Annotated in this window: 15 protein-coding genes, 3 rRNA genes and 1 riboswitch; of the genes, 15 read left to right on the forward strand and 3 right to left on the reverse strand. The window is 44.5% G+C overall.

Annotated elements, in window-relative coordinates; all coding sequences use genetic code 11:
- Window positions 1-31: 31 nt before the first annotated feature.
- From AC4PGZ_RS01095 to AC4PGZ_RS01105, 3 genes are read right to left on the reverse strand one after another with little or no spacing between them, the layout of a single operon-like run.
- A complete protein-coding gene (locus tag AC4PGZ_RS01095; RefSeq protein WP_492159254.1) occupies window positions 32-1,753 on the reverse strand; it encodes an ABC transporter ATP-binding protein in 1,722 nt (573 codons plus the stop codon).
- Window positions 1,747-2,367: a Fe-S-containing hydro-lyase gene (locus tag AC4PGZ_RS01100; protein WP_492160235.1), complete on the reverse strand. Its 621-nt coding sequence runs from the start codon at window positions 2,365-2,367 to the stop codon at window positions 1,747-1,749. Before AC4PGZ_RS01100 ends, AC4PGZ_RS01095 begins: the two co-directional genes overlap by 7 nt.
- A complete protein-coding gene (locus AC4PGZ_RS01105; RefSeq protein ID WP_492159255.1) occupies window positions 2,354-3,193 on the reverse strand; it encodes a fumarate hydratase in 840 nt (279 codons plus the stop codon). The genes AC4PGZ_RS01100 and AC4PGZ_RS01105 overlap by 14 nt, the downstream gene beginning before the upstream one ends.
- A 163-nt stretch (window positions 3,194-3,356) precedes the next feature.
- On the opposite strand from AC4PGZ_RS01105, the gene AC4PGZ_RS01110 reads away from it, so the two are divergent.
- The 15 genes from AC4PGZ_RS01110 to AC4PGZ_RS01180 all read left to right on the forward strand — a co-directional run bounded on the left by AC4PGZ_RS01110 (window position 3,357) and on the right by AC4PGZ_RS01180 (window position 25,491).
- The gene (locus AC4PGZ_RS01110) at window positions 3,357-3,878 is read left to right on the forward strand and encodes a DUF1836 domain-containing protein (RefSeq protein ID WP_492159256.1); all 522 of its coding nucleotides are present in this window, start codon (window positions 3,357-3,359) and stop codon (window positions 3,876-3,878) included.
- A gap of 253 nt (window positions 3,879-4,131) precedes the next feature.
- Window positions 4,132-5,657: ribosomal RNA gene (locus tag AC4PGZ_RS01115) — 16S ribosomal RNA — on the forward strand.
- Window positions 5,658-6,061: 404 nt separating this feature from the next.
- Window positions 6,062-8,965: ribosomal RNA gene (locus AC4PGZ_RS01120) — 23S ribosomal RNA — on the forward strand.
- A gap of 74 nt (window positions 8,966-9,039) precedes the next feature.
- Window positions 9,040-9,156, forward strand: a 5S ribosomal RNA gene (rrf, locus tag AC4PGZ_RS01125).
- Together the 16S, 23S and 5S rRNA genes form the textbook arrangement of a ribosomal RNA operon.
- Before the next feature lie 75 nt (window positions 9,157-9,231).
- The gene (locus AC4PGZ_RS01130) at window positions 9,232-10,242 is read left to right on the forward strand and encodes a hypothetical protein (RefSeq protein WP_492159257.1); all 1,011 of its coding nucleotides are present in this window, start codon (window positions 9,232-9,234) and stop codon (window positions 10,240-10,242) included.
- 201 nt (window positions 10,243-10,443) lie between these two features.
- Window positions 10,444-11,532, forward strand: coding sequence for an NAD(P)H-dependent flavin oxidoreductase (locus AC4PGZ_RS01135; RefSeq protein WP_492159258.1), 1,089 nt, complete (start codon window positions 10,444-10,446; stop codon window positions 11,530-11,532).
- Window positions 11,533-11,654: 122 nt separating this feature from the next.
- A complete protein-coding gene (locus AC4PGZ_RS01140) occupies window positions 11,655-12,569 on the forward strand; it encodes an ABC transporter ATP-binding protein (protein WP_492159259.1) in 915 nt (304 codons plus the stop codon).
- Window positions 12,544-14,613 carry a DUF6449 domain-containing protein gene (locus tag AC4PGZ_RS01145; protein WP_492159260.1) on the forward strand — a complete coding sequence of 690 codons (2,070 nt, stop codon included), beginning with the start codon at window positions 12,544-12,546 and terminating at the stop codon, window positions 14,611-14,613. The genes AC4PGZ_RS01140 and AC4PGZ_RS01145 overlap by 26 nt, the downstream gene beginning before the upstream one ends.
- A 119-nt stretch (window positions 14,614-14,732) precedes the next feature.
- Window positions 14,733-14,828, forward strand: a riboswitch (SAM riboswitch).
- Window positions 14,829-14,946: 118 nt separating this feature from the next.
- The gene (locus tag AC4PGZ_RS01150; RefSeq protein ID WP_492159261.1) at window positions 14,947-16,221 is read left to right on the forward strand and encodes an O-acetylhomoserine aminocarboxypropyltransferase/cysteine synthase family protein; all 1,275 of its coding nucleotides are present in this window, start codon (window positions 14,947-14,949) and stop codon (window positions 16,219-16,221) included.
- A 34-nt stretch (window positions 16,222-16,255) separates the two neighbouring features.
- On the forward strand, window positions 16,256-18,058 hold the full coding sequence (gene metA / locus AC4PGZ_RS01155; RefSeq protein ID WP_492159262.1) for a homoserine O-acetyltransferase MetA: 1,803 nt from the start codon (window positions 16,256-16,258) through the stop codon (window positions 18,056-18,058).
- 1 nt (window position 18,059) lies between these two features.
- Window positions 18,060-19,037: a homoserine dehydrogenase gene (locus AC4PGZ_RS01160; protein WP_492159263.1), complete on the forward strand. Its 978-nt coding sequence runs from the start codon at window positions 18,060-18,062 to the stop codon at window positions 19,035-19,037.
- A gap of 21 nt (window positions 19,038-19,058) precedes the next feature.
- On the forward strand, window positions 19,059-20,135 hold the full coding sequence (gene asd / locus AC4PGZ_RS01165; RefSeq protein ID WP_492159264.1) for an aspartate-semialdehyde dehydrogenase: 1,077 nt from the start codon (window positions 19,059-19,061) through the stop codon (window positions 20,133-20,135).
- 434 nt (window positions 20,136-20,569) lie between these two features.
- Complete coding sequence (nhaC, locus tag AC4PGZ_RS01170; RefSeq protein ID WP_492159265.1) at window positions 20,570-21,976, forward strand: Na+/H+ antiporter NhaC; 1,407 nt, start codon at window positions 20,570-20,572, stop codon at window positions 21,974-21,976.
- 105 nt (window positions 21,977-22,081) lie between these two features.
- A complete protein-coding gene (locus AC4PGZ_RS01175) occupies window positions 22,082-24,124 on the forward strand; it encodes a transporter substrate-binding domain-containing protein (protein WP_492159266.1) in 2,043 nt (680 codons plus the stop codon).
- Window positions 24,121-25,491: a sigma-54-dependent transcriptional regulator gene (locus AC4PGZ_RS01180; RefSeq protein WP_492159267.1), complete on the forward strand. Its 1,371-nt coding sequence runs from the start codon at window positions 24,121-24,123 to the stop codon at window positions 25,489-25,491. The genes AC4PGZ_RS01175 and AC4PGZ_RS01180 overlap by 4 nt, the downstream gene beginning before the upstream one ends.
- Window positions 25,492-25,563 lie beyond the last annotated feature (72 nt).

The raw sequence follows: 25,563 nt of genomic DNA on the forward strand, positions 1-25,563 counted from the left end.
TACAGAATTGTCTGTACTTTTTTTGAGCTATTTAGTTTTTTTCGCGAAATTGCATCATGTAGAGGTTACGGTATATGCCTTCTTTTTCAAGCAGATCTTCGTGAGTTCCTTCTTCCTCGATTCCGTTTTCCGTAAGCACTATTATCCTGTCAGCGCGCTTTATGGTGCTGAGCCTGTGTGCGATTATAAGCGTAGTCCTTCCCTTTGAAAGCTCGAAAAGAGCTGACTGCACAAGCTGCTCAGACTCATTGTCAAGCGCTGAAGTGGCTTCATCAAGTATCAGGATCTTTGGGTTTTTGAGGAATATCCTCGCGATGGCAATCCTCTGCTTCTGTCCGCCGGAAAGCTTTACTCCTCTTTCCCCGATATAGGTGTCAAATCCGTTTTCAAGCTTTTCTATGAATTCAAGGGCATTGGCCTTTTGTGCGGCTTCGTAGATCTCCTCATCTGACGCATCGAGCTTTGCATATACGATATTGTCTCTTATGCTTCCGGCAAACATGACCACGTCCTGCTGAACGATCCCTATGCTTCCTCTTAGTGAAGCAAGCTTTATGTGGTTTATGTCGTTTCCGTCTATGGTTATGCTTCCGCTTTTCAGGTTGTAGAACCTTGGGATAAGATTAAGCAGCGTAGATTTTCCTGATCCTGAGGGACCTACTACGGCGAGCTGTTCTCCGGGTCTTACGGTAAGGGACAGGTCGTTTATGATGGTCTTGTAGTCTTCATAGGAGAACGATATGTGATCAAATACTATCTCACCCTTTACCTCTGGGATATCTATGGCATCATCCTCGTCATCTATGTCAGGATGGATGTCCATTGTCTGGCAGAATCTCTCAAAGCCGCTCATGCCTTTCTGGAAAAGCTCTATCAGAGTGGCAAACCGCTTTATCGGCGTAAGGAGTATGTTTACATAAAGAAGAAATCCTACCACGTCTCCATACTGGGCATTTCCCTTAGTGATCAGGTAGCCTCCGTATGCGAGAACGAGGAGGCTGATTATGTTCGAGATGAACTCCACTCCGGTGAAGTACTCGGCCATTATCTTGTAGGATTCTTCCTTGGTCTCTTTGAAATACTGATTTCCTCTTGCGAATTTTTCGATTTCGTAGTCTTCGTTTGCGAAAGCCTTGACCACGCGGATTCCCGATATCGAATCGTCAATCTGAGCATTTACGTCGGCGATCTTCTCGCGCATCTTCCTGAAGGTACGCTTCATCTTAATGTTCTTTGATACCGTGAACCATATAAGTATAGGTACCGGCGCGAAGGTCACGATTGCAAGCTCGGCATTCATAATGAACATCAGTATGAAGGATCCGATGATGGTTGTGAAGGTTATGAATATATCCTCCGGCGCATGGTGGGCAAACTCTGATATATCGTTCAGGTCATTCACTATCCTTGAGATAATCTTTCCCTTCTTTACATTGTCGAAGTAATTGAAAGAGAGTGTCTGTATATGGTTGAAGAGGTCGCGCCTCATGTCATGCTCGATCCTTGTTCCCATTACGTGGCCTACATAATGAACCAGGTAGTTTGTAAGGAACCTTATCATGTAAAGCACGAGAAGTATAACCAGAAGCCTGAAGAATTCATCAATCCGGCTTTCCGGAAGCAGCGTATTTATGGCATAGCTTGCGACCATTGGGAAGAACAGGTCCATTATAGACATTATGAATGCCGAGCTGAAATCTATAATGAAAAGCTTCTTATGTGGTTTATAATACTTTGCTAAACGTTTTAACATCTTTTTTCCTTTCCTTCTGTTTTATCAAGAGAAGACAGATAAGCTGCCCTGCCTTCTTTGTAGTAGTCGTTACCGAGGCTGTCTATAAGGACCACAAGCGGCAGGTCTTTTACGGTGAGCTTTCTTATGGCCTCGCTCCCAAGATCCTCATACGCTATGAGCTCACTCTTTACTACGCATCTGCTCAGGTATGCTCCGGCTCCTCCAGTGGCGCCAAGATAAAGAGCCTTGTTCCTTATTATGGCCTGCCTTACTTCCTCTCCTCGCCTGCCCTTGCCTATCATGGCTTTCAGGCCGAGATCCAGAAGCGTGGGAGAATATGCATCCATCCTGTAGCTCGTGGTAGGACCGCATGATCCGATTGGTCGGCCGTTTCTTTCCGGAGTCGGGCCAACATAATATATTACCGAATTCTTTATTTCAAAAGGGAGCTCAGTTCCATCCTGAATCTGCTCGCAAAGCCTTTTGTGTGCAGCATCGCGGGCCGTATATATTGTACCGCTGAGAGTCACGATGTCGCCTGCCCTGAGCTGGGAGATGACTGCTTCCGTGAAAGGAAGATGTATGTTATATTTCATAATATTATTATCCTTTCTTCTATTATAGTACGACAGAGAAGTGTCTTGTAGCGTGGCAGTTTATATTCACTGCGCACGGCAGCCCGGCTATGTGAGTAGGTATGGCTTCGATATTAACGGCAAGTGCAGTGGTAAGGCCGCCAAGCCCCTGAGGTCCTATTCCGAGGCTGTTTATCCTTTCGAGAAGTTCCTGCTCAAGGCTGCTGTAGAACGGGTCCGGGTTTCTCAGGTCGACGTCTCTCATGAGGGCTTTTTTGGCAATCAGCGCAGCCTTGTCAAACGTACCTCCTATACCAACGCCTACGACTATTGGAGGGCATGGGTTTGGACCTGCTTCCTCAACGACTCTCAGCACGAAATCACGTACGCCATCTATTCCATCAGAGGGACGCAGCATCTTTATCTGGCTCATGTTCTCGCTGCCAAATCCCTTTGGCGCAACGGTTATCTTTATGCGGTCGCCGCTCACTATGTCGTAATATATCATTGCAGGAGTATTGTCGCCGGTGTTTTTTCTCCTGAGTGGATCGGATACGCAGGATTTTCTGAGGTATCCCTGATCATATCCTTGTCTTACACCTTCATTTATAGCGTCTTCGAGATTTCCATTTATATGAAGATCCTGGCCTATCTCAATGAACACGCACGCCAGGCCCGTATCCTGACATATCGGGATATTGTCATTTTCGGCAATCTGATAGTTGTCAATAAGGATATCAAGAGTATTCTTTGCAACAGGAAATGGTTCGCATCCAGAAGCTTCGCAGAGCGATTTTCTGATATCGTCAGGCAATATATAATTTGCCTTTATGCACAGTTCCTTTACAGAGTCCGTTATTATTCTTGCATCTAATTCTCTCATATAAGCTCCTTAAATAATCATATTTTTTACACAATTCAATAATACCACAAAAACAGCAAATTATGCCATATCTTAAAGAAGGCAGGCTTGAGAAATTATGAAAAACATCATATAATAAAGATACGTGAGGAAAACATGAATATATTTCAGAGAGGGAACAACCATGAAACATGAAATACAAAGCAATGAAAATCACAAAGCTGCAGAACCGGATTTCAGGCATAAAGTAGAGACATATCATATACCCAGATGGAGCGAGCTCCCTGACTTTGAACTATACATGGATCAGATACTTGGATTTCTTGAAAAGCACACAGAACTTTTCGGAACAACCGAAAAAGAGAAGATAATAACAAATTCGATGATAAACAACTATGTAAAGCTGGGACTGATAAAGGCGCCTGTAAAAAAGAAGTATAACAGGAGCCACGTGGCAAACCTCATAATGATAACCATACTTAAGAAAGTGCTTTCCATGAATGAGATAAAGGACGCTGTAGTACACTGCAACAGACAGATGGGTGAGGAGGCCTCATATGATCTTTTCTGTGAAGAACTGGAAAAGTCCATGGTCGAAGGAATAATGGAAATGGATGAATCAGTGCCTGTTTTCAGAGCGGCTACAAAAGCCCTTTCAAGCAAGGTTGTGGCTGAAAAAATAATAGAAAGACAAAATATGAAATAAATAATAAAAATTAAATACAAAAAAGGGGTTGACTTTTTCGGCGGCCTTTAGTATACTAATAAAAGTCGCCGGAAGACAATAACGAAAGCGGCATCACAGAAATATGAACCTTGAAAACTAAACAGCAGAATATACAAACCATTTAGATGAGAGCCTTCGGGTGATCATCAAAAAAAGAAACAAACCGTAATTTCAATTTATTGAGATAACAAAATAGATATGTCGGATGTTTAATCCGGCCAGTCAAACCATTAAATTTAAGAGTTTGATCCTGGCTCAGGATGAACGCTGGCGGCGTGCTTAACACATGCAAGTCGAGCGGAGCTCAAATGCGGATCCCCTTCGGGGGTGAAACATCTGAGCTTAGCGGCGGACGGGTGCGTAACGCGTGGGTAATCTGCCCTTGTCACCGGGATAACACATCGAAAGGTGTGCTAATACCGGATGAAATACAGACCCGGCATCGGGGCTGTATCAAAGTCATGCGGACAAGGATGAGCCTGCGTCTGATTAGCTTGTTGGTGGGGTAAAAGCCTACCAAGGCGACGATCAGTAGCCGACCTGAGAGGGTGATCGGCCACACTGGAACTGAGACACGGTCCAGACTCCTACGGGAGGCAGCAGTGGGGAATATTGCACAATGGGCGCAAGCCTGATGCAGCAACGCCGCGTGAGTGATGAAGGCCTTCGGGTCGTAAAACTCTGTCCTAAGGGAAGATAATGACGGTACCTTAGGAGGAAGCCCCGGCTAACTACGTGCCAGCAGCCGCGGTAATACGTAGGGGGCAAGCGTTATCCGGAATTACTGGGCGTAAAGGGTGCGTAGGTGGCCTGACAAGTCAGGGGTCAAAGGCAACGGCTCAACCGTTGTAAGCCCTTGAAACTGTCGGGCTTGAGTTCAGGAGAGGAAAGCGGAATTCCTAGTGTAGCGGTGAAATGCGTAGATATTAGGAGGAACACCAGTGGCGAAGGCGGCTTTCTGGACTGATACTGACACTGAGGCACGAAAGCGTGGGGAGCAAACAGGATTAGATACCCTGGTAGTCCACGCCGTAAACGATGAGTACTAGGTGTCGGCCCTAAGGGTCGGTGCCGCAGTTAACACATTAAGTACTCCGCCTGGGAAGTACGCTCGCAAGAGTGAAACTCAAAGGAATTGACGGGGACCCGCACAAGTAGCGGAGCATGTGGTTTAATTCGAAGCAACGCGAAGAACCTTACCTAAGCTTGACATCCCTCTGAAAGCCCCTTAATCGGGGCCCCTCTTCGGAGCAGAGGTGACAGGTGGTGCATGGTTGTCGTCAGCTCGTGTCGTGAGATGTTGGGTTAAGTCCCGCAACGAGCGCAACCCTTGTCTTTAGTTGCCAGCAGCTTGGCTGGGCACTCTAGAGAGACTGCCGAGGATAACTCGGAGGAAGGTGGGGATGACGTCAAATCATCATGCCCCTTATGCTTAGGGCTACACACGTGCTACAATGGCTGTTACAAAGGGTTGCCAAGCCGCGAGGTGGAGCTAATCCCATAAAGACAGTCTAAGTTCGGATTGCAGGCTGAAACTCGCCTGCATGAAGCTGGAGTTACTAGTAATCGCAGATCAGAATGCTGCGGTGAATGCGTTCCCGGGTCTTGTACACACCGCCCGTCACACCACGGGAGTTGGGGGGGCCCAAAGTCAACTATCCAACCGTAAGGGGGAAGTTGCCTAAGGCAAAACCAATGACTGGGGTGAAGTCGTAACAAGGTAGCCGTATCGGAAGGTGCGGCTGGATCACCTCCTTTCTAGGGAGAAACTATTCTGCTGTTTAGTCTTGAGGGTTCATCATTTTTTTTGATGAAAAACTCAAAAATGTACCTTGAAAACTGCATACCAATTAAAAGAAACACATCTTTTAATTCCAGAATATAAATTACAGATGATACGCAAAGACGAAGAAAGAAATACAAATATACTAATCACCCTAAAAGTTGATAAAGTTATGTAGGTCTGAAATCCGTCGAAGGTAACACAAACTGTAATTTCATCGAGAAAAAAACAAAACAGTTAAAAATATCTATTATTTTTAACAACAATTCTTAAGTTGATTGCAAAATCATCAATAGATTTAAAGACGGCGAAAGCCGAGAGCGGGTGAGAGTCCCATAAAGAGAAACCAAAATTTGCATAGCAAATATTGATTTATATAGGTCAAGTTATTAAGAGCGTAAGGTGGATGCCTTGGCGCCAGGAGCCGATGAAGGACGTGGTAAGCTGCGATAAGCTTCGGGGAGGTGCAAGCAACCTTCGATCCGAAGATTTCCGAATGAGGAAACTCATACAGGGTAATGCCTGTATATCTCTGCATGAATACATAGTGCAGTGAGGGGAACCCGGAGAACTGAAACATCTAAGTACCCGGAGGAAAAGAAAGAAAACTCGATTCCCTAAGTAGCGGCGAGCGAAAGGGGAACAGCCTAAACCTGATCGGTTTTCCGGTCAGGGGTTTTGGACACCATCATGGAATAGAGGTATCATAGTAGAAGAGCTTTGGAAAGAGCCGCCGCAGAGGGTAACAGCCCCGTAAACGAAATGAGAAGACTTCCAGGTGTATCCAGAGTACCACGAGACACGTGAAACCTTGTGGGAAGATAGGGGGACCACCCCCTAAGGCTAAATACTACCTGGCGACCGATAGAGAATAGTACCGTGAGGGAAAGGTGAAAAGAACCCCGGGAGGGGAGTGAAATAGAACCTGAAACCTTATGCTTACAAGCTGTAGGAGCACGTTAATGTGTGACTGCGTACTTTTTGTAGAACGGGCCAACGAGTTGCGGTATTGAGCAAGGTTAAGGACTTCTGGTCCGAAGCCGTAGCGAAAGCGAGTCTTAACAGGGCGAAAGTTCAATGCTGCAGACCCGAAACCAGGCGACCTATCCATGGTCAGGTTGAAGTTTCCTTAATCGGAAATGGAGGACCGAACCCACGCACGTTGAAAAGTGCGGGGATGAACTGTGGATAGCGGTGAAATTCCAATCGAGCCTGGAGATAGCTGGTTCTCTCCGAAATAGCTTTAGGGCTAGCGTCGAGGTTAAGATTGCGGGAGGTAGAGCACTGAATGTCCTAGGGGCCCTTTGGGTTACCGAAGACTATCAAACTCCGAATGCCCGTACATCATACTCGGCAGTCAGACTATGGGTGATAAGGTCCATGGTCAAGAGGGTAACAGCCCAGACCGTCAGCTAAGGTCCCAAAATATATGTTAAGTGGAAAAGGATGTGGGATTGCACAGACAACCAGGATGTTGGCTTAGAAGCAGCCACTCATTTAAAGAGTGCGTAATAGCTCACTGGTCGAGTGGTCCCGCGCCGAAAATTACCGGGGCTCAAACATATTACCGAAGCTACGGATTCTCCGTAAGGAGAGTGGTAGGAGAGCGTCGTATACAGGCTGAAGCTGTACCGTAAGGAGCAGTGGACAGTATACGAGTGAGAATGTTGGCATGAGTAGCGAGATGGGGGTGAGAATCCCCCAGGCCGAAAACCCAAGGTTTCCTGAGGAAGGTTCGTCCTCTCAGGGTTAGTCGGGGCCTAAGCCGAGGCCGAAAGGCGTAGGTGATGGACAACGGGTGTAGATTCCCGTACCACCAAAGATCGTTTGAGCAATGGGGTGACACAGAAGGATAGCAGAAGCGCGCTGTTGGTTATGCGCGTCCAAGCGTCAAGGCAGTACCTGCAGGCAAATCCACAGGTACAATGCCAAGGCGTGACGGGGAGTGAAATTAAGTAACGAAGTCTGCGATTTCACGCTGTCAGGAAAAGCCTCTAGTTAGATCAAGGTGCCCGTACCGCAAACCGACACAGGTGGGTGAGGAGAGAATCCTAAGGCCAGCGAGAGAACTGTTGTTAAGGAACTCGGCAAAATTACCCCGTAACTTCGGGAGAAGGGGTGCCTGAGAAATCAGGCCGCAGAGAATAGGCCCAAGCGACTGTTTACCAAAAACATAGGTCTCTGCAAAACCGCAAGGTGAAGTATAGGGGCTGACGCCTGCCCGGTGCTGGAAGGTTAAGGGGATCTGTCAGAGCAATCGAAGCAGTGAACTTAAGCCCCAGTAAACGGCGGCCGTAACTATAACGGTCCTAAGGTAGCGAAATTCCTTGTCGGGTAAGTTCCGACCCGCACGAAAGGCGTAACGATTTGGGCACTGTCTCAACAACAGACTCGGTGAAATTGTAGTCCCGGTGAAGATGCCGGGTACCTGCGACAGGACGGAAAGACCCCATGGAGCTTTACTGTAGCTTAGCATTGAATTTAGGCAATACATGTACAGGATAGGTGGGAGGCTAAGAAGATGGGACGTCAGTCTCGTTGGAGCCGCCGTTGGGATACCACCCTTGTATTGTTTGAGTTCTAACCACGACGAGTGAATCCTCGTCTGGGACACTGCTTGGCGGGCAGTTTGACTGGGGCGGTCGCCTCCTAAAGAGTAACGGAGGCGCCCAAAGGTTCCCTCAGCACGGTCGGAAATCGTGCGAAGAGTGTAAAGGCAAAAGGGAGCTTGACTGCAAGACATACAGGTCGAGCAGGGACGAAAGTCGGGCTTAGTGATCCGGTGGTACCGAGTGGAAGGGCCATCGCTCAACGGATAAAAGCTACCCTGGGGATAACAGGCTGATCTCCCCCAAGAGTCCACATCGACGGGGAGGTTTGGCACCTCGATGTCGGCTCATCACATCCTGGGGCTGTAGTAGGTCCCAAGGGTTGGGCTGTTCGCCCATTAAAGTGGTACGCGAGCTGGGTTCAGAACGTCGTGAGACAGTTCGGTCCCTATCCGTCGCAGGCGTAGGAAATTTGAGAGGAGCTGACCTTAGTACGAGAGGACCGGGTTGGACGCACCTCTGGTGCACCAGTTGTCACGCCAGTGGCACAGCTGGATAGCTATGTGCGGAATGGATAAGTGCTGAAGGCATCTAAGCACGAAGCCACCCTTAAGATAAGATTTCCCATCCGTAAGGAGTAAGATCCCATGAAGACTACGTGGTTGATAGGCTCAAGGTGGAAGTGCAGTAATGCATGCAGCTTATGAGTACTAATAGATCGAGGACTTGACCAAAATTTACCTGGAAGAAAAAAGAAGCGAAGCTTTAGATTGGCATGCAGTTTTGATGGTACATCCATCCAAATTAATATGGTTGCAATAGAGTAGGAGATACACCTGTTCCCATTCCGAACACAGAAGTTAAGCCCTGCATCGCTGATAATACTTGGAGGGCAGCCTCCTGGGAAAGTAGGACGCAGCCAATTAAAGAAGCACCTGAGGATACCTCAAGTGCTTTTTTTTTAGATTGTATTTACGGATAAGCTTGAAAGGAAACTAAAATGGGATTGAGATTCAGAAAAAGCTTTACAGTTTCAAAAGGTGTAGAGCCGGATATCGGAGAAATCGCACAGGATTTCAATTTTGGAAGTGAAGGCCTTAGAAGAATAATGAACATAAGTGAAAAGAATAAGACAGATAATGTATTTTTAAGGGAAATACTCAGTGGAAACATTGAGGAATTCAGAGGAGATGCAAAAGCGGCAGTAAACGAATATCATGAGCTTATGGATGCTGTTACGGGCATGCACAGGAGATCTGATGAAAGGATAGACTGGAAATATGTCTATAACAGCCCGCAGCCCTTCAATATAAATGCACTTGGCCCAAAAGCGCTTAAAGTGAAGGAAAAAATTGACGGCTATGTGCCTTCTGCATCGGAAAAAATCTTTAAATCAAGGCTTGAAAAGAAAATGGCTTCCATGAAAGAAGAACTGCTCAAAGCAATGGAAGCGGACGAAGAGACATACAATGGATGGAGAAGTCTTGTGGATCTTGCGGGTGAAGTTCTTAAAGGAAATATAGACGCATATTTTGAAGTCATAAATGAGCTGAGACCTCTGGATGATCTTCTTGAATTTGGAGTAGATTTTGAATTTGGATCCAATTCATCCGACACGATGCACGTTGAATATGTAGCAGACTCAGCAGGTGCAGTTCCTTTTTTCAGTCTCTCGCTTTCAAAGACAGGAAGGCTTCAGAAGACTAATCTCAGCAAATCTCAGCATAATGAGCTCATAAGCATACATATAGCAAGTTCAGCTATAAGGATTGCAAAGGACATGTTTGCACTGCTTCCGGTAGAAAAAACTGTTGTACACATAGTGGACAATTATATAAATGAACTGATATCAAAAAAAGAGCGGGTTACTGTACTTTCAGTCGAGTTTGAAAGAGACAGGCTGGAAATCGCAGAAAAATCAAAAATAACTCCCCTGGACATACTTCAGGAATTCAGGCATAACATGAAATTCACAAAATCGTATGGATTCAGGCCTGTTGAAAGGATATAGCCATATGCGGCCGTCACAGAAATCTGTGGCGGTTTTTTTATTTGATATTGAAGTAGGATTTTAATTGTGATATACTGGATATGTTGACTAAATATAGAACAAAAAGCTTTGTAATCAAAGCTTTTAAATAGACAGTATATAAAAGTCTAATAAAAAACGGGCTTTACAGATGTAGAGTAAGCCTTATATGAGGAGAATGAAATGCAGAGATGGAATGGAAAATCACTTAAGATAGGAGAGCTTGTCGCAGAGACTCCGATTGTTCAGGGAGGAATGGGAATAGGTATATCACTTTCAGGACTTGCGTCTGCGGTTGCAAATGAAGGTGGAATAGGAGTTATTTCAGCAGCAGGAATAGGAATGGATGAACCTGACTTTGGCACGGATTATATAAGTGCAAACAACAGGGCTCTCAGAAAAATAATCAGGAAAGCCAGAGAACTTACAAACGGAATAATAGGCGTAAATATAATGGTGGCGGCAAGAAATTTTGACGAGCTTGCAAAGTCTGCCATTGAAGAGGGCATAGACATAATATTCGCAGGGGCTGGTCTGCCGCTTAATCTGCCTTCACTCAAGGACGCTTCTTCAAAGACGAAGCTTATACCTATAATATCTTCTGTCAGAGCGCTTAAAGTCATAACGAAGAAGTGGATTGACAAGTATAATTACATTCCAGATGGCTTTGTGCTTGAAGGCCCGATGGCTGGAGGCCATCTCGGATTTTCAAACGATCAGGTCGAAGATGCTGAATTCAGCCTTGAAAAACTTATCGTACCAGTGGTAGAGGAGCTCAGAAACATGGAGAAGACTCTGGGAAGAAAGATTCCGCTCATAGCTGGCGGAGGGGTTTATTCAGGAGAAGATATAAAGAGGATTCTCAATCTTGGAGCAGACGGCGTGCAGATGGGTACAAGATTTGTAGCGACTCATGAATGCGATGCGGACATAAAGTTCAAGGAGATGTATATAAACGCCGAGGAGTCAGATATTCAGCTGATAAAGAGTCCGGTTGGGCTGCCTGGAAGGGCTGTGCACAACGACTTTATAGATCAGGTAAAACAGGGAAGCAGGACTCCGGCCAAATGCCCATACCACTGTATAGTCACATGCAAAAGAGAGCAGAGTGAATACTGCATAGCCCTGGCGCTCATAAATGCGTATAAGGGAAAGCTCCAGAACGGCTTCTCGTTTGCAGGCGCAAATGCATGGAGAGTGGACAGGATAATGAGCGTAAAAGAGCTTGTGGATTCGCTTGAATCTGAGTATATTGCAGCTTTACAGAAATAGCAGCTTTTTAAAGGGATTTTCCTTCAGACAATATCTGAAAGGGACGTCCCTTTTTTTATCTTAAATCCATATTATCAAGTTTCTTATGTTATAATTAAAATGTATGACTATATGAAAGGAGCTTGAATAAGTTGATCGAAATATGCAATGTATCAAAGAAATTTGATGATATAAAGGCTTTGGACAATATAACACTGAATATCAGGCCAGAATCCATATTCGGGCTGGTGGGCTCAAATGGAGCCGGAAAATCCACGCTCATGAGAATAATAAGCGGGATAATCAAGCCAGACTGCGGCAGCATACTGCTTGAAGAGCACCCTGTATATGAAAATACTGCAATAAAACAGAAGGTTTTCTACATATCTGATGAGCAGTACTTCATCAAAAACTCTACGCCACTTGAAATGATGGAGTTCTATTCTTTTTTCTATAAGAATTTCTCGAAGGACAGATTCAGGAAGCTGATGAACGATTTTGACCTTGATCCTTCAAGAAAAACGGATACTTTCTCAAAGGGAATGAAGAAGCAGCTTTCCGTGATCCTTGGACTGTGCAGCATGACTGACTATATTCTCTGTGACGAAACATTTGACGGACTAGATCCGGTAGCAAGGCAGGCAGTAAAGAGCCTCCTGAGAGAGGACATAAAGAACAGAGGGATAACTCCTGTAATAGCATCTCACAACCTGAGGGAGCTTGAAGACATCTGCGACCACGTGGGGCTTCTGCACAAGGGAGGGGTGCTTCTTTCCAAGGACATCATCGAGATGAAGCTTGAGCTCCAGAAGCTGCAGTGCGTTTTCAACAAGGATCTGGAAAAATCGGATTTTGAGGAAAAAGGCATAGAAATCCTGAAGCTTGACAGAAGGGCATCGCTTTATACAGTCGTTTCAAAGGGAAACAGCAAGGACCTGGTAAGCAGGATTGAAAGCATGAAGCCTCTTTTCTATGAGGTGCTGCCTCTGTCGCTTGAGGAAATATTCATTACAGAGACGGAGGTTGCCGGTTATGATATCAAATCGATTATACTTTAGCCTTAAGATGGTAAAGGACAGGCTTGTTCAGAATATATGGGTAAGCGCATTGTTTCTTGTAAGCTGTCTGTTTACGTTTCCAATCCAGGCTGCACTTATATTTCAGAGATTTGTTTCCGATATTGGAGAAAAATATGCCAGCAGGGAGCAGGCGGCAGAGTATGTCACAAGGATACTCGGTCAGCAAAACATGATTTTCAAGGTTACGCTCATAATAGCGGCGCTTGTAATGGGATGGGCATTCTATTCCTACATGCATTCAAAAAAACAGGTGGATCTCTACCACTCGCTTCCTGTGAGCAGGACAAGGATATTTCTCAGCAATTTCCTTGCGGGGAATATAAGCTTTGTCATAATATATCTTGGGAATCTATTCCTTGCAGCAGCAGTGATTTCTGTCATAGGCTTTGGCGCCGATATCGATTATCTGGAGCTGCTGAGGAACTTTGTCATGAATACGGTATACTTCAACCTTATCTTCTCTGTGAGCATACTGGCAGGGCTGATCACTGGAACCAGGCTCATACACGTGCTGATGACATTCGTTATCCTTGAGTATGTTCAGCTGTTCCTGGTGCTTTTCAGCGAATACATGAAATTCTTCTTCAGTACCTTCTATGCTAGGGCAGTATTTACTGATGACCTTATCATGAATCTTTCACCCGTAACGAGCCTTTTCATGGAAATGGAGAGCTTCAGCTTTACTATGACCGCAAACGTGCTTGTTCTTGCCTGCATAATACTCCTCAATGTATATATATTCAACCTGAGGCCATCAGAATCAGCAGGGAAATCGATAATAAGAAACAGGCTTCTTGAAACCGTTAAATATATGGTACTTACGGCAGGAACCATGGCTGGGGGTCTTATATTCAATGAGGTTGGCCAGGGCCGAAGCTGGATGATATTCGGACTTGTATTCAGCGGCTTTGTAGGCCACTGCATACTGGAATGCCTTCTCAGCTTTGACATGAAGCGCATATTTCGCAATAAGGGAAAGCTTGTCATACTGATGTGCGCGCTTGCGATCGCATTTCTCGTAATGGACAGAGACGTAGCAGGCTATGACATGAGGATACCTGAGACGGGCAGCATCGAATCCGTGTCCATAAATCCAGTGAGCTTTGACTCTTATGCGAGCTACAATCTGGCTGATTATGATGAGATTGACAGAATGGAGAGCATAAGGCTTTCAAATCCGGATACGATAAAGGCGGTAACGGAAATCGCAGAAATTTCGGTTAAAAATCAGGAAAAACATGAGTCAGACAAGAATTTTGTATCAGGCGATCATTTCCAGTTGGCGGTGAAATATAATCTGAAGGACGGAAAGAGTCTTACGAGGTACTACAGCCATGCCCCTGCTGCATCCGCGCTTGAGGTATTTGCAGATATTTACGATACTTCGGAATTCAAATACAGATACTATCCTCTGATGAGCTTAAAACCAGAGGAGATAATAAAGGCGACAGCTGAGTTTCCGGGTTTTGTGAATCCGGATAACAAGAATTCCTATGAATCTGAAATAAGAGGCAGTGAAAAAATGAAAGCGCTCCTGAGCGCGGCTCAGAATGATCTTATAAACATGAGCTCCTCAAAGCTGAAAAACAACAGTCCTGTAGCGCTGCTCACATTTTTCGTTCAGGATGATATAAAGGGCAGATATGCTCAGGATTCACAGAGGCGGATAGAGGTTCCTGTCTTCAGGGAATATATAAAGACGCTGAGCGTACTGGCGTCACTCGGATACCGCATAGAAACGGATTTTTCTGAGGACATGGTTGAATATATAGAGCTGTATTCATATGATGACTCTGCCAGTGCAAAACCAGATTATCCACAGACTGTAGATGTAAAGGAATCTGTAAAGGTTCTGAGAGAAAAAGCCGAGATTGAAAAATTTTTTACTGAATATATTTCGGGCATCAACATAAGCTATAACGGATTTATATTACCCGATTCAAATAGATGGGCAATCGTTTATTTAAAGGGAAGCAGCAACTCAGGCTATGATTTCATATCCGTAAAAGATGTCGGAATTTAACGATTATTTCTAAACTATAAAAATAATTTAATAAAAAACTGTTTGCAATATTTGGAGAACTATAGTATTATAGTAAAAACGATGTTGAAACAAATACAATTGAATACCCAGAAAAAACAAACTTATCAAGAGTGGTGGAGGGACTGGCCCTTAGAAACCCGGCAAAGCGAAAGCTAGTGCTAATTCCAGCAGGCATTATGTCTGAAAGATAAGTGTAGCCTGATAGATATATACTATAGCCGCACTTATAAGAGTGTGGCTTTTTTATACCATATTTTAGCTGCACGGAATGAAACAATATAAAATAAAAGTCACAGAAAGGTGGAAACTAAAATGAAAAAATATGCACAGGAAACAATCTGCATACAGGGAGGCTATGAGCCAAAAAACGGAGAACCAAGAATACTTCCGATATTCCAGTCAACGACATATAAATATGACGAGGCAGACGAGGTGGCAAAGCTGTTCGATCTTGAGGCGGCAGGTCACATGTATTCAAGAATAAGCAATCCTACGGTGGAGGCTCTCGAAAAGAAGATTGCCGAAATGGAAGGCGGCGTTGGTGCTATGGCAACTTCTTCAGGACAGGCGGCAAATCTTATAGCCATCCTGACTATATGCAACGCAGGAGAGCATGTACTGGCGATGTCGAACCTGTACGGCGGGACATTCACTCTTTTCACTTCGACGCTCAAAAAGATGGGCATAGAGGTTACCTTCGTCGATCACAGAGCTGATGACAGAGAGATATCTTCAAAAATACAGGCAAACACGAAGCTTATATTCGGAGAGACGATAGGAAATCCGGGGGTAGATGTGCTGGACATACAAAGAATAGCAGAAATAGCACATGAGAACAGTATACCTCTAGTGATCGACAATACTTTTGCAACGCCATATCTTTGCAGGCCGTTTGAGTTTGGCGCAGACATTGTCACTCACTCGACTACAAAATATATTGACGGACATGCTACAAGCGTTGGCGGGATAATTGTTGACAGTGGAAAATTCGACTGGAAGTCGAGTGGAAAATTCCCTCACCTTACAGAAGCGGATCCGAGCTATCATGGACTAAGCTATACAGAAAAATTTGGAGCAGCAGCCTACATCACGAAGGCCAGAGTAGCGTTTCTCAGAGACATGGGAAGTACAATGAGCCCTTTCAATGCATTCCTTACAAATCTCGGAGTAGAGACTCTTGCGCTAAGGATGGAGAGACACAGCAGCAATGCGCTTGCTGCGGCAAGATTTCTTGAGAGCCATCCAAATGTTTCATGGGTAAACTACCCGCTTCTGGAATCATCGCAGAGCTTTGATCTTGCCAGAAAATATCTTCCTGGAGGAGCCAGCGGAATAATCGCATTTGGAGTAAAGGGTGGAGTTGAATCCGGAAAGAAATTCATTGACAGCCTTGAGCTTGCAAGCCTTGTAGTTCACGTGGGTGACATAAGGACACACGTGCTCCATCCGGCAAGCATGACTCACAGACAGCTTTCGCAGGAACAGCAGATCAAGGCAGGGATAAAGCCCGACATGATAAGGCTGTCAGTAGGGATAGAGAACATAGACGACATTCTTGCAGACCTGGATCAGGCGCTTAGAGCATAACAGGCAACAGAATAAACAGAAGAGGTGAGAAGACGTGCCAGTATTAATACCATATGATTTGCCAGCAAAAGAGATATTGAATAAAGAAAAGATTTTCGTAATGAACGAAACCAGAGCCCAGACTCAGGACATAAGGCCTCTAAGGGTAGCTATAATAAACCTCATGCCGACGAAGATAGAGACTGAGACGCAGCTTCTGAGGATGCTTTCAAATACAGCGCTTCAGGTAAATGTGGATCTCATAAGGACAAGCTCTCATGAAAGCAAAAATACAAGCAGAGAGCATCTTGAAAAATTCTACAAGACCTTTGATGAGATAAGAGGAAGCAAGTATGACGCCATGATAGTTACGGGAGCTCCGGTTGAAAAGCTTGATTACAGGCAGGTGAGCTACTGGGAAGAGCTTAAGGAAATAATGGATTATGCGAGAGAGCACGTCTATTCCACGATGTTCATATGCTGGGCCTCCCAGGCAGCGATGTATCACTATTACGGTATAGAGAAGCACCAGATGGATAAAAAGCTGTCCGGGGTATATGAAAATGAAGTTGTGGCAGACAGCGTCCTTACAAGAGGGTTCGACAGGTTCTTTTATGCTCCGCAGTCAAGATACACCTACTGCAGAGAAGAAGATATACAGAAGATAGAGGACCTTGAGATAATAGCCAGATCGGATGAAGCTGGAGTGCACATAGCCGCAACCAGAGATAACAGACTCATATTCGTGTCGGGACACAGTGAGTATGATGAAGACACGATTGACAGGGAATACAGAAGAGACCTTGCAAAAGGCACGCCAGTAGACGTGCCGGCGAACTACTACAGAAACGATGATCCGGAGCAGGGAATAATGGTAAGGTGGAAATCTCATGGGAACCTTCTTTTCAGCAACTGGCTCAATTACTGTGTATATCAGGAGACTCCATTTGACATAGACAATATAACCAAAAAAGTAGTGGCCAAGTTTGGGGGGACCTCACTGGCAGACGCATCGCAGTTCAACAAGGTAAAGGACATCATCCTGTCCCAGGATGACAGGAGCTATATAGTGGTATCAGCCCCTGGAAAGAGGTATGACGGAGACGTGAAGGTGACAGATATGCTAGGTTATGCCCACAACATCCAGAGCGTTAAGGAAACTGTCAAAGAACAGATAAGAGAGCTGCAGAAGAAGGAATTCTCGCTCACGAAGGAAAAAGAGCAGGTAATCCATCAGATAGAGGACAGGTTTGAGGAAATATGTGAAGACCTGGGCGTATCCGGAAAGCCGAAGCGCGAGATAAAGTCGGTAGCTGAGCAGCTGAGAGCCGCAAAGGACAGGGATTTCATGATAAGCAGGGGAGAATACCTGAGTGCGGTTATAATGGCAGATTATCTGGGATATGACTTTATAGATTCAGCAGATCTGATATTCTTTGATGAAGATGGAAAACTTGATGAAGAAAAGACATATTCAGAAATAAGAAGAAAGATATCTCCTGAGGACAAGGTAGTGATACCCGGTTTTTACGGATCAGGCCACAGAGGGGAGATAAAGACTTTTGAAAGAGGGGGATCTGACATCACAGGGTCCATAATAGCAAACGGAATAAGCGCAGACATGTATGAAAACTGGACAGACGTAAGCGGAGTCATGACAGCGGATCCGAAGAAGCAGAAGGATGCGATGACAATAGACTCCATGACATACACTCAGCTTCTTGACATCACAAAGAACGGAGCTCAGGTTTATCATCCGGATGCAATCAGGCCGGTAGCCAAGGCAGACATACCTATAAACATAAAGAATACCAACAAGCCGGAAGATACGGGAACAATAATAAAGGGAGGAAATTAACATGAAGAGAGTCAAAATCGCGCTGCTCGGACTGGGCACAGTAGGGAGCGGAGTAAAGAGCATTCTGGAAGAAAAGAAAGACCAGCTCAGCCAGAAGCTTTACGAAAAGACCGGTGAGGAAAAATGCATAGAGATAAGCCGTATACTGGTAAGAGATACTGAAAAGGACTATGGCGCTGACAAGAGCCTGCTTACAGCAGATTATGAGGATATAATAAACGACCCCGAAATAAAGATAGTAGTGGAGCTGATCGGAGGGCAGGAGCCTGCCACGAAGTACATGAAGCAGGCCATAGATGCCGGAAAACATGTCGTTACCGCCAACAAGATGGCGATAGCTATGTCAGGCGGGAGCATAGAAGATCAGGCAAAGAAAAGCGGAGCAGCATTCATGTATGAGGCCAGCGTCGCCGGGACAATACCAGTCATAAGAGTAATCCAGGATTCTCTTGTCGCAAATGACATCAGGAAGATCTCCGGCATAATAAACGGAACCACCAACTATATTCTAAGCAAGATGGCAAATGAGGGACAGAGCTTTGAAGACGCACTGAAAAAAGCTCAGGAGCTCGGATTTGCAGAAGCAGATCCTACATCTGATGTGGAGGGCTTTGATGCGATGTACAAGATTGCGATACTGTCAAAGCTCGCATTTGGAATAATGCCAGAGCCTGATCAGATCAGCAGGACAGGAATAACCGGAGTTAGCGTGGCAGACATTGAGAAAGCAAAGGCAAATGGGAGCACGGTAAAATTCATAGCGCAGGCTCATAGAGAAGGAGACAGCGTCAATGTTTCCGTATCGCCTGTTGAGATAAGCACGAAGCATCCGCTGGCAAACGTGGACGGAGCGATGAATGCGGTATATATAGACTGCGACAATGCAGGAGAGATAATGCTTCAGGGAGCCGGAGCCGGATCGAGGCCGACAGCGAGCGCCGTGGTGAGCGACATATTCGCGATAGCTGAAAAACTATAGAAGGGCAGAGAGGGAATGAAAATGAAAAAAACTAATATAGCAGTGCTTGGCGCAACAGGAATGGTAGGGCAGAGATTCCTTACTTTGCTTGAGGATCATCCTTACTTCGATGTGAAGGTGCTTGCGGCAAGTCCCAATTCAAAGGGAAAGAAATATTCAGAGGCAGTAGAAGGCAAGTGGAAGCTGGATTCGCAGATTCCTGCTTATGCAAAAGATATGGTGGTAGAGGACGTAAGCGATATCGAAGCCGTAGCACAAGGTGTGGAGCTCGTGCTTTGCGCGCTTGACCTGGACTCTGAGTCAATAGTGAAGATAGAAGAGGCTTATGCGAAAAAGGAGATCATAGTAGTCTCAAACAACTCTGCAAACAGGTGGACGCCAGATGTTCCGGTACTTATCCCGGAAATAAACAAAGATCAGCTGGACATACTTTATGTACAGAAGAAAAGGCTGGGCACAGAAAGAGGCTTCATAGTTGCAAAGCCCAACTGCTCGATCCAGAGCTATGTTCCGGCGCTTGACGCCCTGAAGGAGTTTGAGCCTGAACAGGTTATCGTCAGCACATATCAGGCTATCTCCGGAAGCGGTAAGACGTTTGAGCAGTGGCCGGAGATGATTGGAAATGTAATTCCTTACATCGGAGGAGAGGAAGAAAAAAGCGAGAAAGAGCCTCTCAAGATATGGGCACAGGTAAAAGACGGAAAGATAGTAAATGCCTCGAAACCGGCTATAAGCGCTCAGTGCATAAGGGTTTCTGTACTTGATGGCCATATGGCGACCGTAGCGGTAAAGTTTGCAAAAAAACCTTCCAGGGAGCAGATCCTTGAAAGCTGGGCAAACTACAGCACTGCAATAGAGGATATGGATCTTCCGCTTGCGCCGAAGAAGTTCCTTAACTACATGGAGGAGGACAACAGGCCTCAGCCTGTTCTTGACAGAGACCTTGAAAAGGGCATGGCAGTGACGATAGGAAGACTGAGAGAGGATTCGATATTTGACTACAAGTTCGTATGTCTGTCACACAATACTCTGAGAGGGGCCGCGGGCGGGGCGCTGCTTACTGCCGAGCTCATAAAGAAAATGGGATATCTGGACTAGATATTTTTATAACAATTAAATCGAATAATCAATACCTTCGGATGACATAGTCATTTCGGAGGTATTTTTTGGTTAAAATATTATCAATAATAAGCACAGAATATAATGAAAAAGGAGCAAATTCATACTAAAATAAGGTCAATTTCGAATTTTCAGGCTATGTAAACTGAAGAAATCAGGTAATTTGAAATTTATTTCAAAATCACTGGAAATTTATTTCAAATTTGGAAAACGTATTATTCCAATGGAATCACAAAAAACTTTAATTCAACATGCAAAAAAAATATCAAAAAAACGTAAAATTGCTAAAGTTACTGAAAAAACGGCAATTCCGAAATTGATATTTTATAAACAGCATATTTGGCACGCATATTGCATCATATATGGGCATGGTTATTAATTTTTTATAATTACATAAGAATTCAGGAGGAATTATGGAAGCAAGAAAACCGTATCTTTATGAAGCAATTTTATCTTTTTCATTCCTAATACTGTGTATGGCAGTAGGAATAGCAGTCTATGGAGCTAACCCACACATACCTATGCTTATAGGAACAGCTTTTGCCGCTGTGATGGCAATAAAGATGGGATACAAGTGGAAAGAAATCGAAGACAGCATGTTCCAGGGGATACTTCAGGCGATGCAGGCTATAATAATACTTGCGATAATCGGGGTACTAATCGGGGTATGGCTGCAGGCAGGAGTCGTGCCTACGATGATATACTACGGACTTAAGGTGCTTTCGCCTCAGATATTCCTTGTAGCAGCAGTTATAATATGTTCTATAACTTCTCTGGCTACAGGAACTTCATGGGGAACAGCAGGAACTATAGGGGTTGCGCTCATGGGAGTTGCAACAGGACTTGGAATCCCTGCGCCGATTGCAGCAGGAGCAATAATTTCAGGTTCATACTTCGGGGACAAGATGTCACCGCTTTCTGATACTACAAACCTTGCACCGGCAATGGCAGGAACAGACGTATTCACTCACGTTAAATTCATGATGAAGCCGACTCTTATCTCTTATGCCATAACGCTTGTGTTCTTTGGAGTGGTAGGAATGAGATTTGGAGCAGAAAATGTTGATTTTGGAGCAATTGAGACAATAAAGCAGGGACTGTCTGACAGCTTCAGGCTTTCACCGGTGCTGCTTCTGCCGCCAGTAATAGTAATACTATCAATAGCTAAGAAAATGCCTGCGATACCGGGAATCTTCCTTGGAATAATCTCAGGAGCGATACTTGGAATGGTACTTCAGGGATCAAGCTTTGGAGACATACTGAGCGTGGGATACAATGGATATGAGAGCACTACAGGAATAGAAGTCATAGACTCGCTGCTTTCTGCAGGAGGGCTTTCAAACATGTTCTACTCAATCTCGCTTACTATATTTGCGATGATGTTCGGCGGTATAATGGAAAGAACTGGACAGCTTGAAGTAATAGTTGAAAAACTCATAAAGCGCGTGAAATCAGATCAGGGACTTATAGGACTTACAATGTCTACATGTCTTCTGAGCAACATGACAATGCCAGAGCAGTATATAGCGATAGTTCTTCCAGGAAGAATGTACGCACAGGCATACAGAGACAGAGGACTTCATCCAAAGACTCTTTCAAATGCGCTTGAATCTTCAGGTACTATAATATCTGCGCTTGTTCCATGGAACACATGTGGAGCTTTCCTTCTTGGCGTACTTGGCGTTTCTACATTCGCATACGCTCCTTGGGCGGTATTCAATTACCTTACGCCTATCGTAGTAATGGTACTTAGCTACGTTGGGGTTACTGTTGCAAAAATGACGCCAGAAGAAATACAGGAACTCAAGGCTGCAGAATAAGCTGAAATACAGTATTGACTGTAATTCTTACGAAAATTGAAAAAAATTTCATAAGATGATATAATGGGAGAGCGAACAGGCTCTCTCATTTTTTAGGAGTAAATTATGAAAAAAAAGTGGTGTACATATTTTTCGATGGTAATGCTGATCATGGTTTTCGGCATAAATCATTTTTTCATATTGGAATATAATGTAAACATAATAGAATATATAAGTTATTCAAGGGATTTCACTCAGAGCGAGAGAGAAATACTCTCAAAATATTCACCCCTGATATACGGAGGAAATATCAATGATCCGCCAATGGGAGTATATTATGAAGAGAGCGGTCAGTATCTCGGGCTTGCGGTGGATCACATGAGCGCAATCTCTATACAGCTCGGAGAGAACATAATATCGAGGCCGATGGTGTGGGAGAGCGCCATAGAAGCACTGAAAAAGGGAGAAACTGACATATGCGACATGATTCCCTCGCAGGAAAGGGGAAAGCATTTTGCATTCACGGACCCCATATATCCGATAAGAGGGATTGCTGTAGCCAGAAAGGAATATGAGGAAATACTCAGGGGCGAGGACTGGAAGCAGCTCAAGATTGCCGTCCAGAAATCGGATTATTCGGCAGAATTCATAGCTGACAGAGTAGATGAAAAAAACATAGTGTATGCAAAAGATCTAAAGGAAGCCATACACCTTCTTGAGTCAGGAAAAGTTCAGGCAGTGGCAGGCGATGAGCCGGTTATAAGATATTTCATGAAGGAACTCAGGTACATGGATGACTATCATATCCTGGCAAAACCGATATATGACGAAAACTGCGTGCTGGGGGTACCTATTGAAAACGCAGATATAGTGCCGGTGCTTAACAAAGCAATATTCTCTCTCAGAAGGAATGGCACTATAGACAAGATAAACGAGAAATGGATGCCATACGCCGAAACAGGTTCAGACCGGAATACTGAAAAGCTGCGACTTGTATTTCTTATGGCATCGCTGATCGGACTTCTAAGCGCATATACTGCCTATATGTGGAACAGGAGTCTCAAAAATCTTGTCGATATAAGGACAGGGGAGCTGGAAAGGACCAAGAACGAGCTTGAGGTGACATTCAACGGCATAAGCAATATGATAGTAATACTCGATATGAACGGTAAGGCCGTCAGTGTGAACAGGTCCTATTCAGAACATACAGGGAAAGCTGAAAAGGATCTTACAGGTACTTATTTCATGGAGATGCCTGTGATAAGCGATTTTGAAAAAAATTTCAGCGGGATAATATGGAATGTACTGGATGATGAGCACGGCAGCAGTGAAGCATTTGGAAGCACATATGAGCTCAAGAATGACAGCGGCATATACAATATAAAGATATTTCCTCTTGAGCATGGACAGAGCTCGGTAGGTAGAATTGCCATAATGATGGAGGATGTGACTGTACAGAAGATAAATCAGGAAAAGCTTACTCAGGAAAACAAGATGTCCGCAGTGGGGCAGCTTGCGGCAGGCGTAGCTCATGAACTGAGAAACCCTCTTGGAATAATAAGGAATTCCACGTTCCTTCTTAACGAGGACTGGAATGACATGCAGATGAGGGAAATGGCAATAGAATCAATAGACAGCTCGATAGAAAGAGCTGGAAAGATAATAGATAATCTGCTCAATTTTTCCAGAATAAATCAGAGCATAGATGAAGATATAGCCCTTAGAGAAATGGTAAACCAGGTAACTGGGCTTTACGGTGCCAATACGAAAAAACAGAAAATATCAATAGGCGTGGATATAGCTGAAAGCATATGCATAAGGACAAACAGGACATCCCTCAGCCACATACTTATCAATCTCATTCAGAATGCGGTTGATGCAATAAAGGAAGATGGTCATATTTCAATTTCAGCGCATATGGAGGGCAGATCGGCCATGATATATGTTGAGGATAACGGAGGAGGAATTTCTCCAAGGCATATTGAAAAGATTTATGAGCCTTTCTTCACGACAAAAGAAATCGGCAAGGGCACTGGACTGGGGCTGTATATAGTATATTCAGAATGCGCAAAAATAGGAGCAGACATAGATGTAAAGAGCCATGAAGGAAAAACTGTATTCACACTTAAGATTCCGGAGTTCAGGGAACATGGAGGTGACTTGAGATGAACAGCGAGACAAGAATTCTGATAGTTGATGATGAAAAAAATTTCAGGGAATTACTGAGAGCAATACTCAAAAAAAGGGGCTACATGGCAGACTGTGCATCAAACGGAGCAGATGCAGTCAGGGCGATGAAAGCAGAAGAATATGATATCGTAATCACAGACCTCATGATGGACGGCATGAATGGCCTGGAGCTCATAAAATATATGAAGGAAAACAGGATAAAATCAAGATGCATAGTCATAACGGCATATGCGAGCATCGAAACTGCAGTAGAGGCCATAAGAGAAGGCGCGTTTTCTTATTTCATAAAAAGCAGCAATCCGCAGGAGCTTATCTTTGAAATCGAAAAAATCGTGGAAATAAACAGGCTTAGCAGCGAGAACAGGATGCTGAGGAGCCAGGTTTCCGGACTCGATGCCATGCTCAGCACAAAGAGCGAAAAATATGCAAACGTTCTGGAGCTTGCCGAAAAGGTCGCAGCGACTGATGCAAATGTGCTGCTGCTCGGAGAGTCAGGATCTGGAAAGGAAATACTGACAAAATACATCCATATGAAGAGCAGCAGGAGCGACAATATCCTCGTTTCGGTTAACTGCCATGCCCTTCCTGAAACGCTTATCGAATCAGAGCTGTATGGTCACGAAAAAGGCTCCTTCACAGGCTCTGAGGGCATGAGAAAGGGAAGGTTTGAAGCAGCTCACACAGGGACGCTCTTTCTGGATGAGATAGGAGACATTCCGCTTACATCTCAGGCGAAGATACTGAGGAGCATAGAGAACAAGGAGATAGAAAGAATAGGAAGCAATGAGTCCATAAAGGTGGATTTCAGGCTCATATGCGCCACTAACAGAAATCTAAAAAAAGAAATTGCGGAAAAAAACTTCAGGGAGGACCTATATTACAGGATAAGCACTGTGACCATAGAAATACCGCCTCTAAGAGAAAGAAAAGAAGACCTTCCGCTGCTCATTGAATTTTTCATGAATCAGAGCAGCCGGGATCTAAAAAAAGACGTGAAATCTATCGACAGCGATCTAATGAAGGTGCTCATTTCGTATGACTATCCAGGAAACATCAGAGAGCTGAGAAACATAATCGAAAGGCTTACGGTAATGGCTGAGGGAGATAGGATAACCCTGGAAGATGCCATGAGATACAACATATTCTTAAGCTCCGCAGAGCAGGATAAAAACTCAGGCCTCAGCCTCCGTGAGATAAGGAGCAGAGCTGAGAAAAAGCATATCATGGAGATCCTTGACGAGAATGACAATAACATGGAGCTCGCAGCTGAAGTTCTTCAGATTTCCAGCAGGCAGCTCTACAATAAGGTCAGGGAGTACAATATAAATATAAAGCGCCAGCCATAGGGCAGGCGTATAAAAGCAGATCATCTCGCGGTGATCTGTTTTTTTGGGGGTTGAAAAAGGAAATGCAGTGTG

The sequence above is a fragment of the Proteocatella sp. QWL-06 genome (assembly GCF_058684135.1).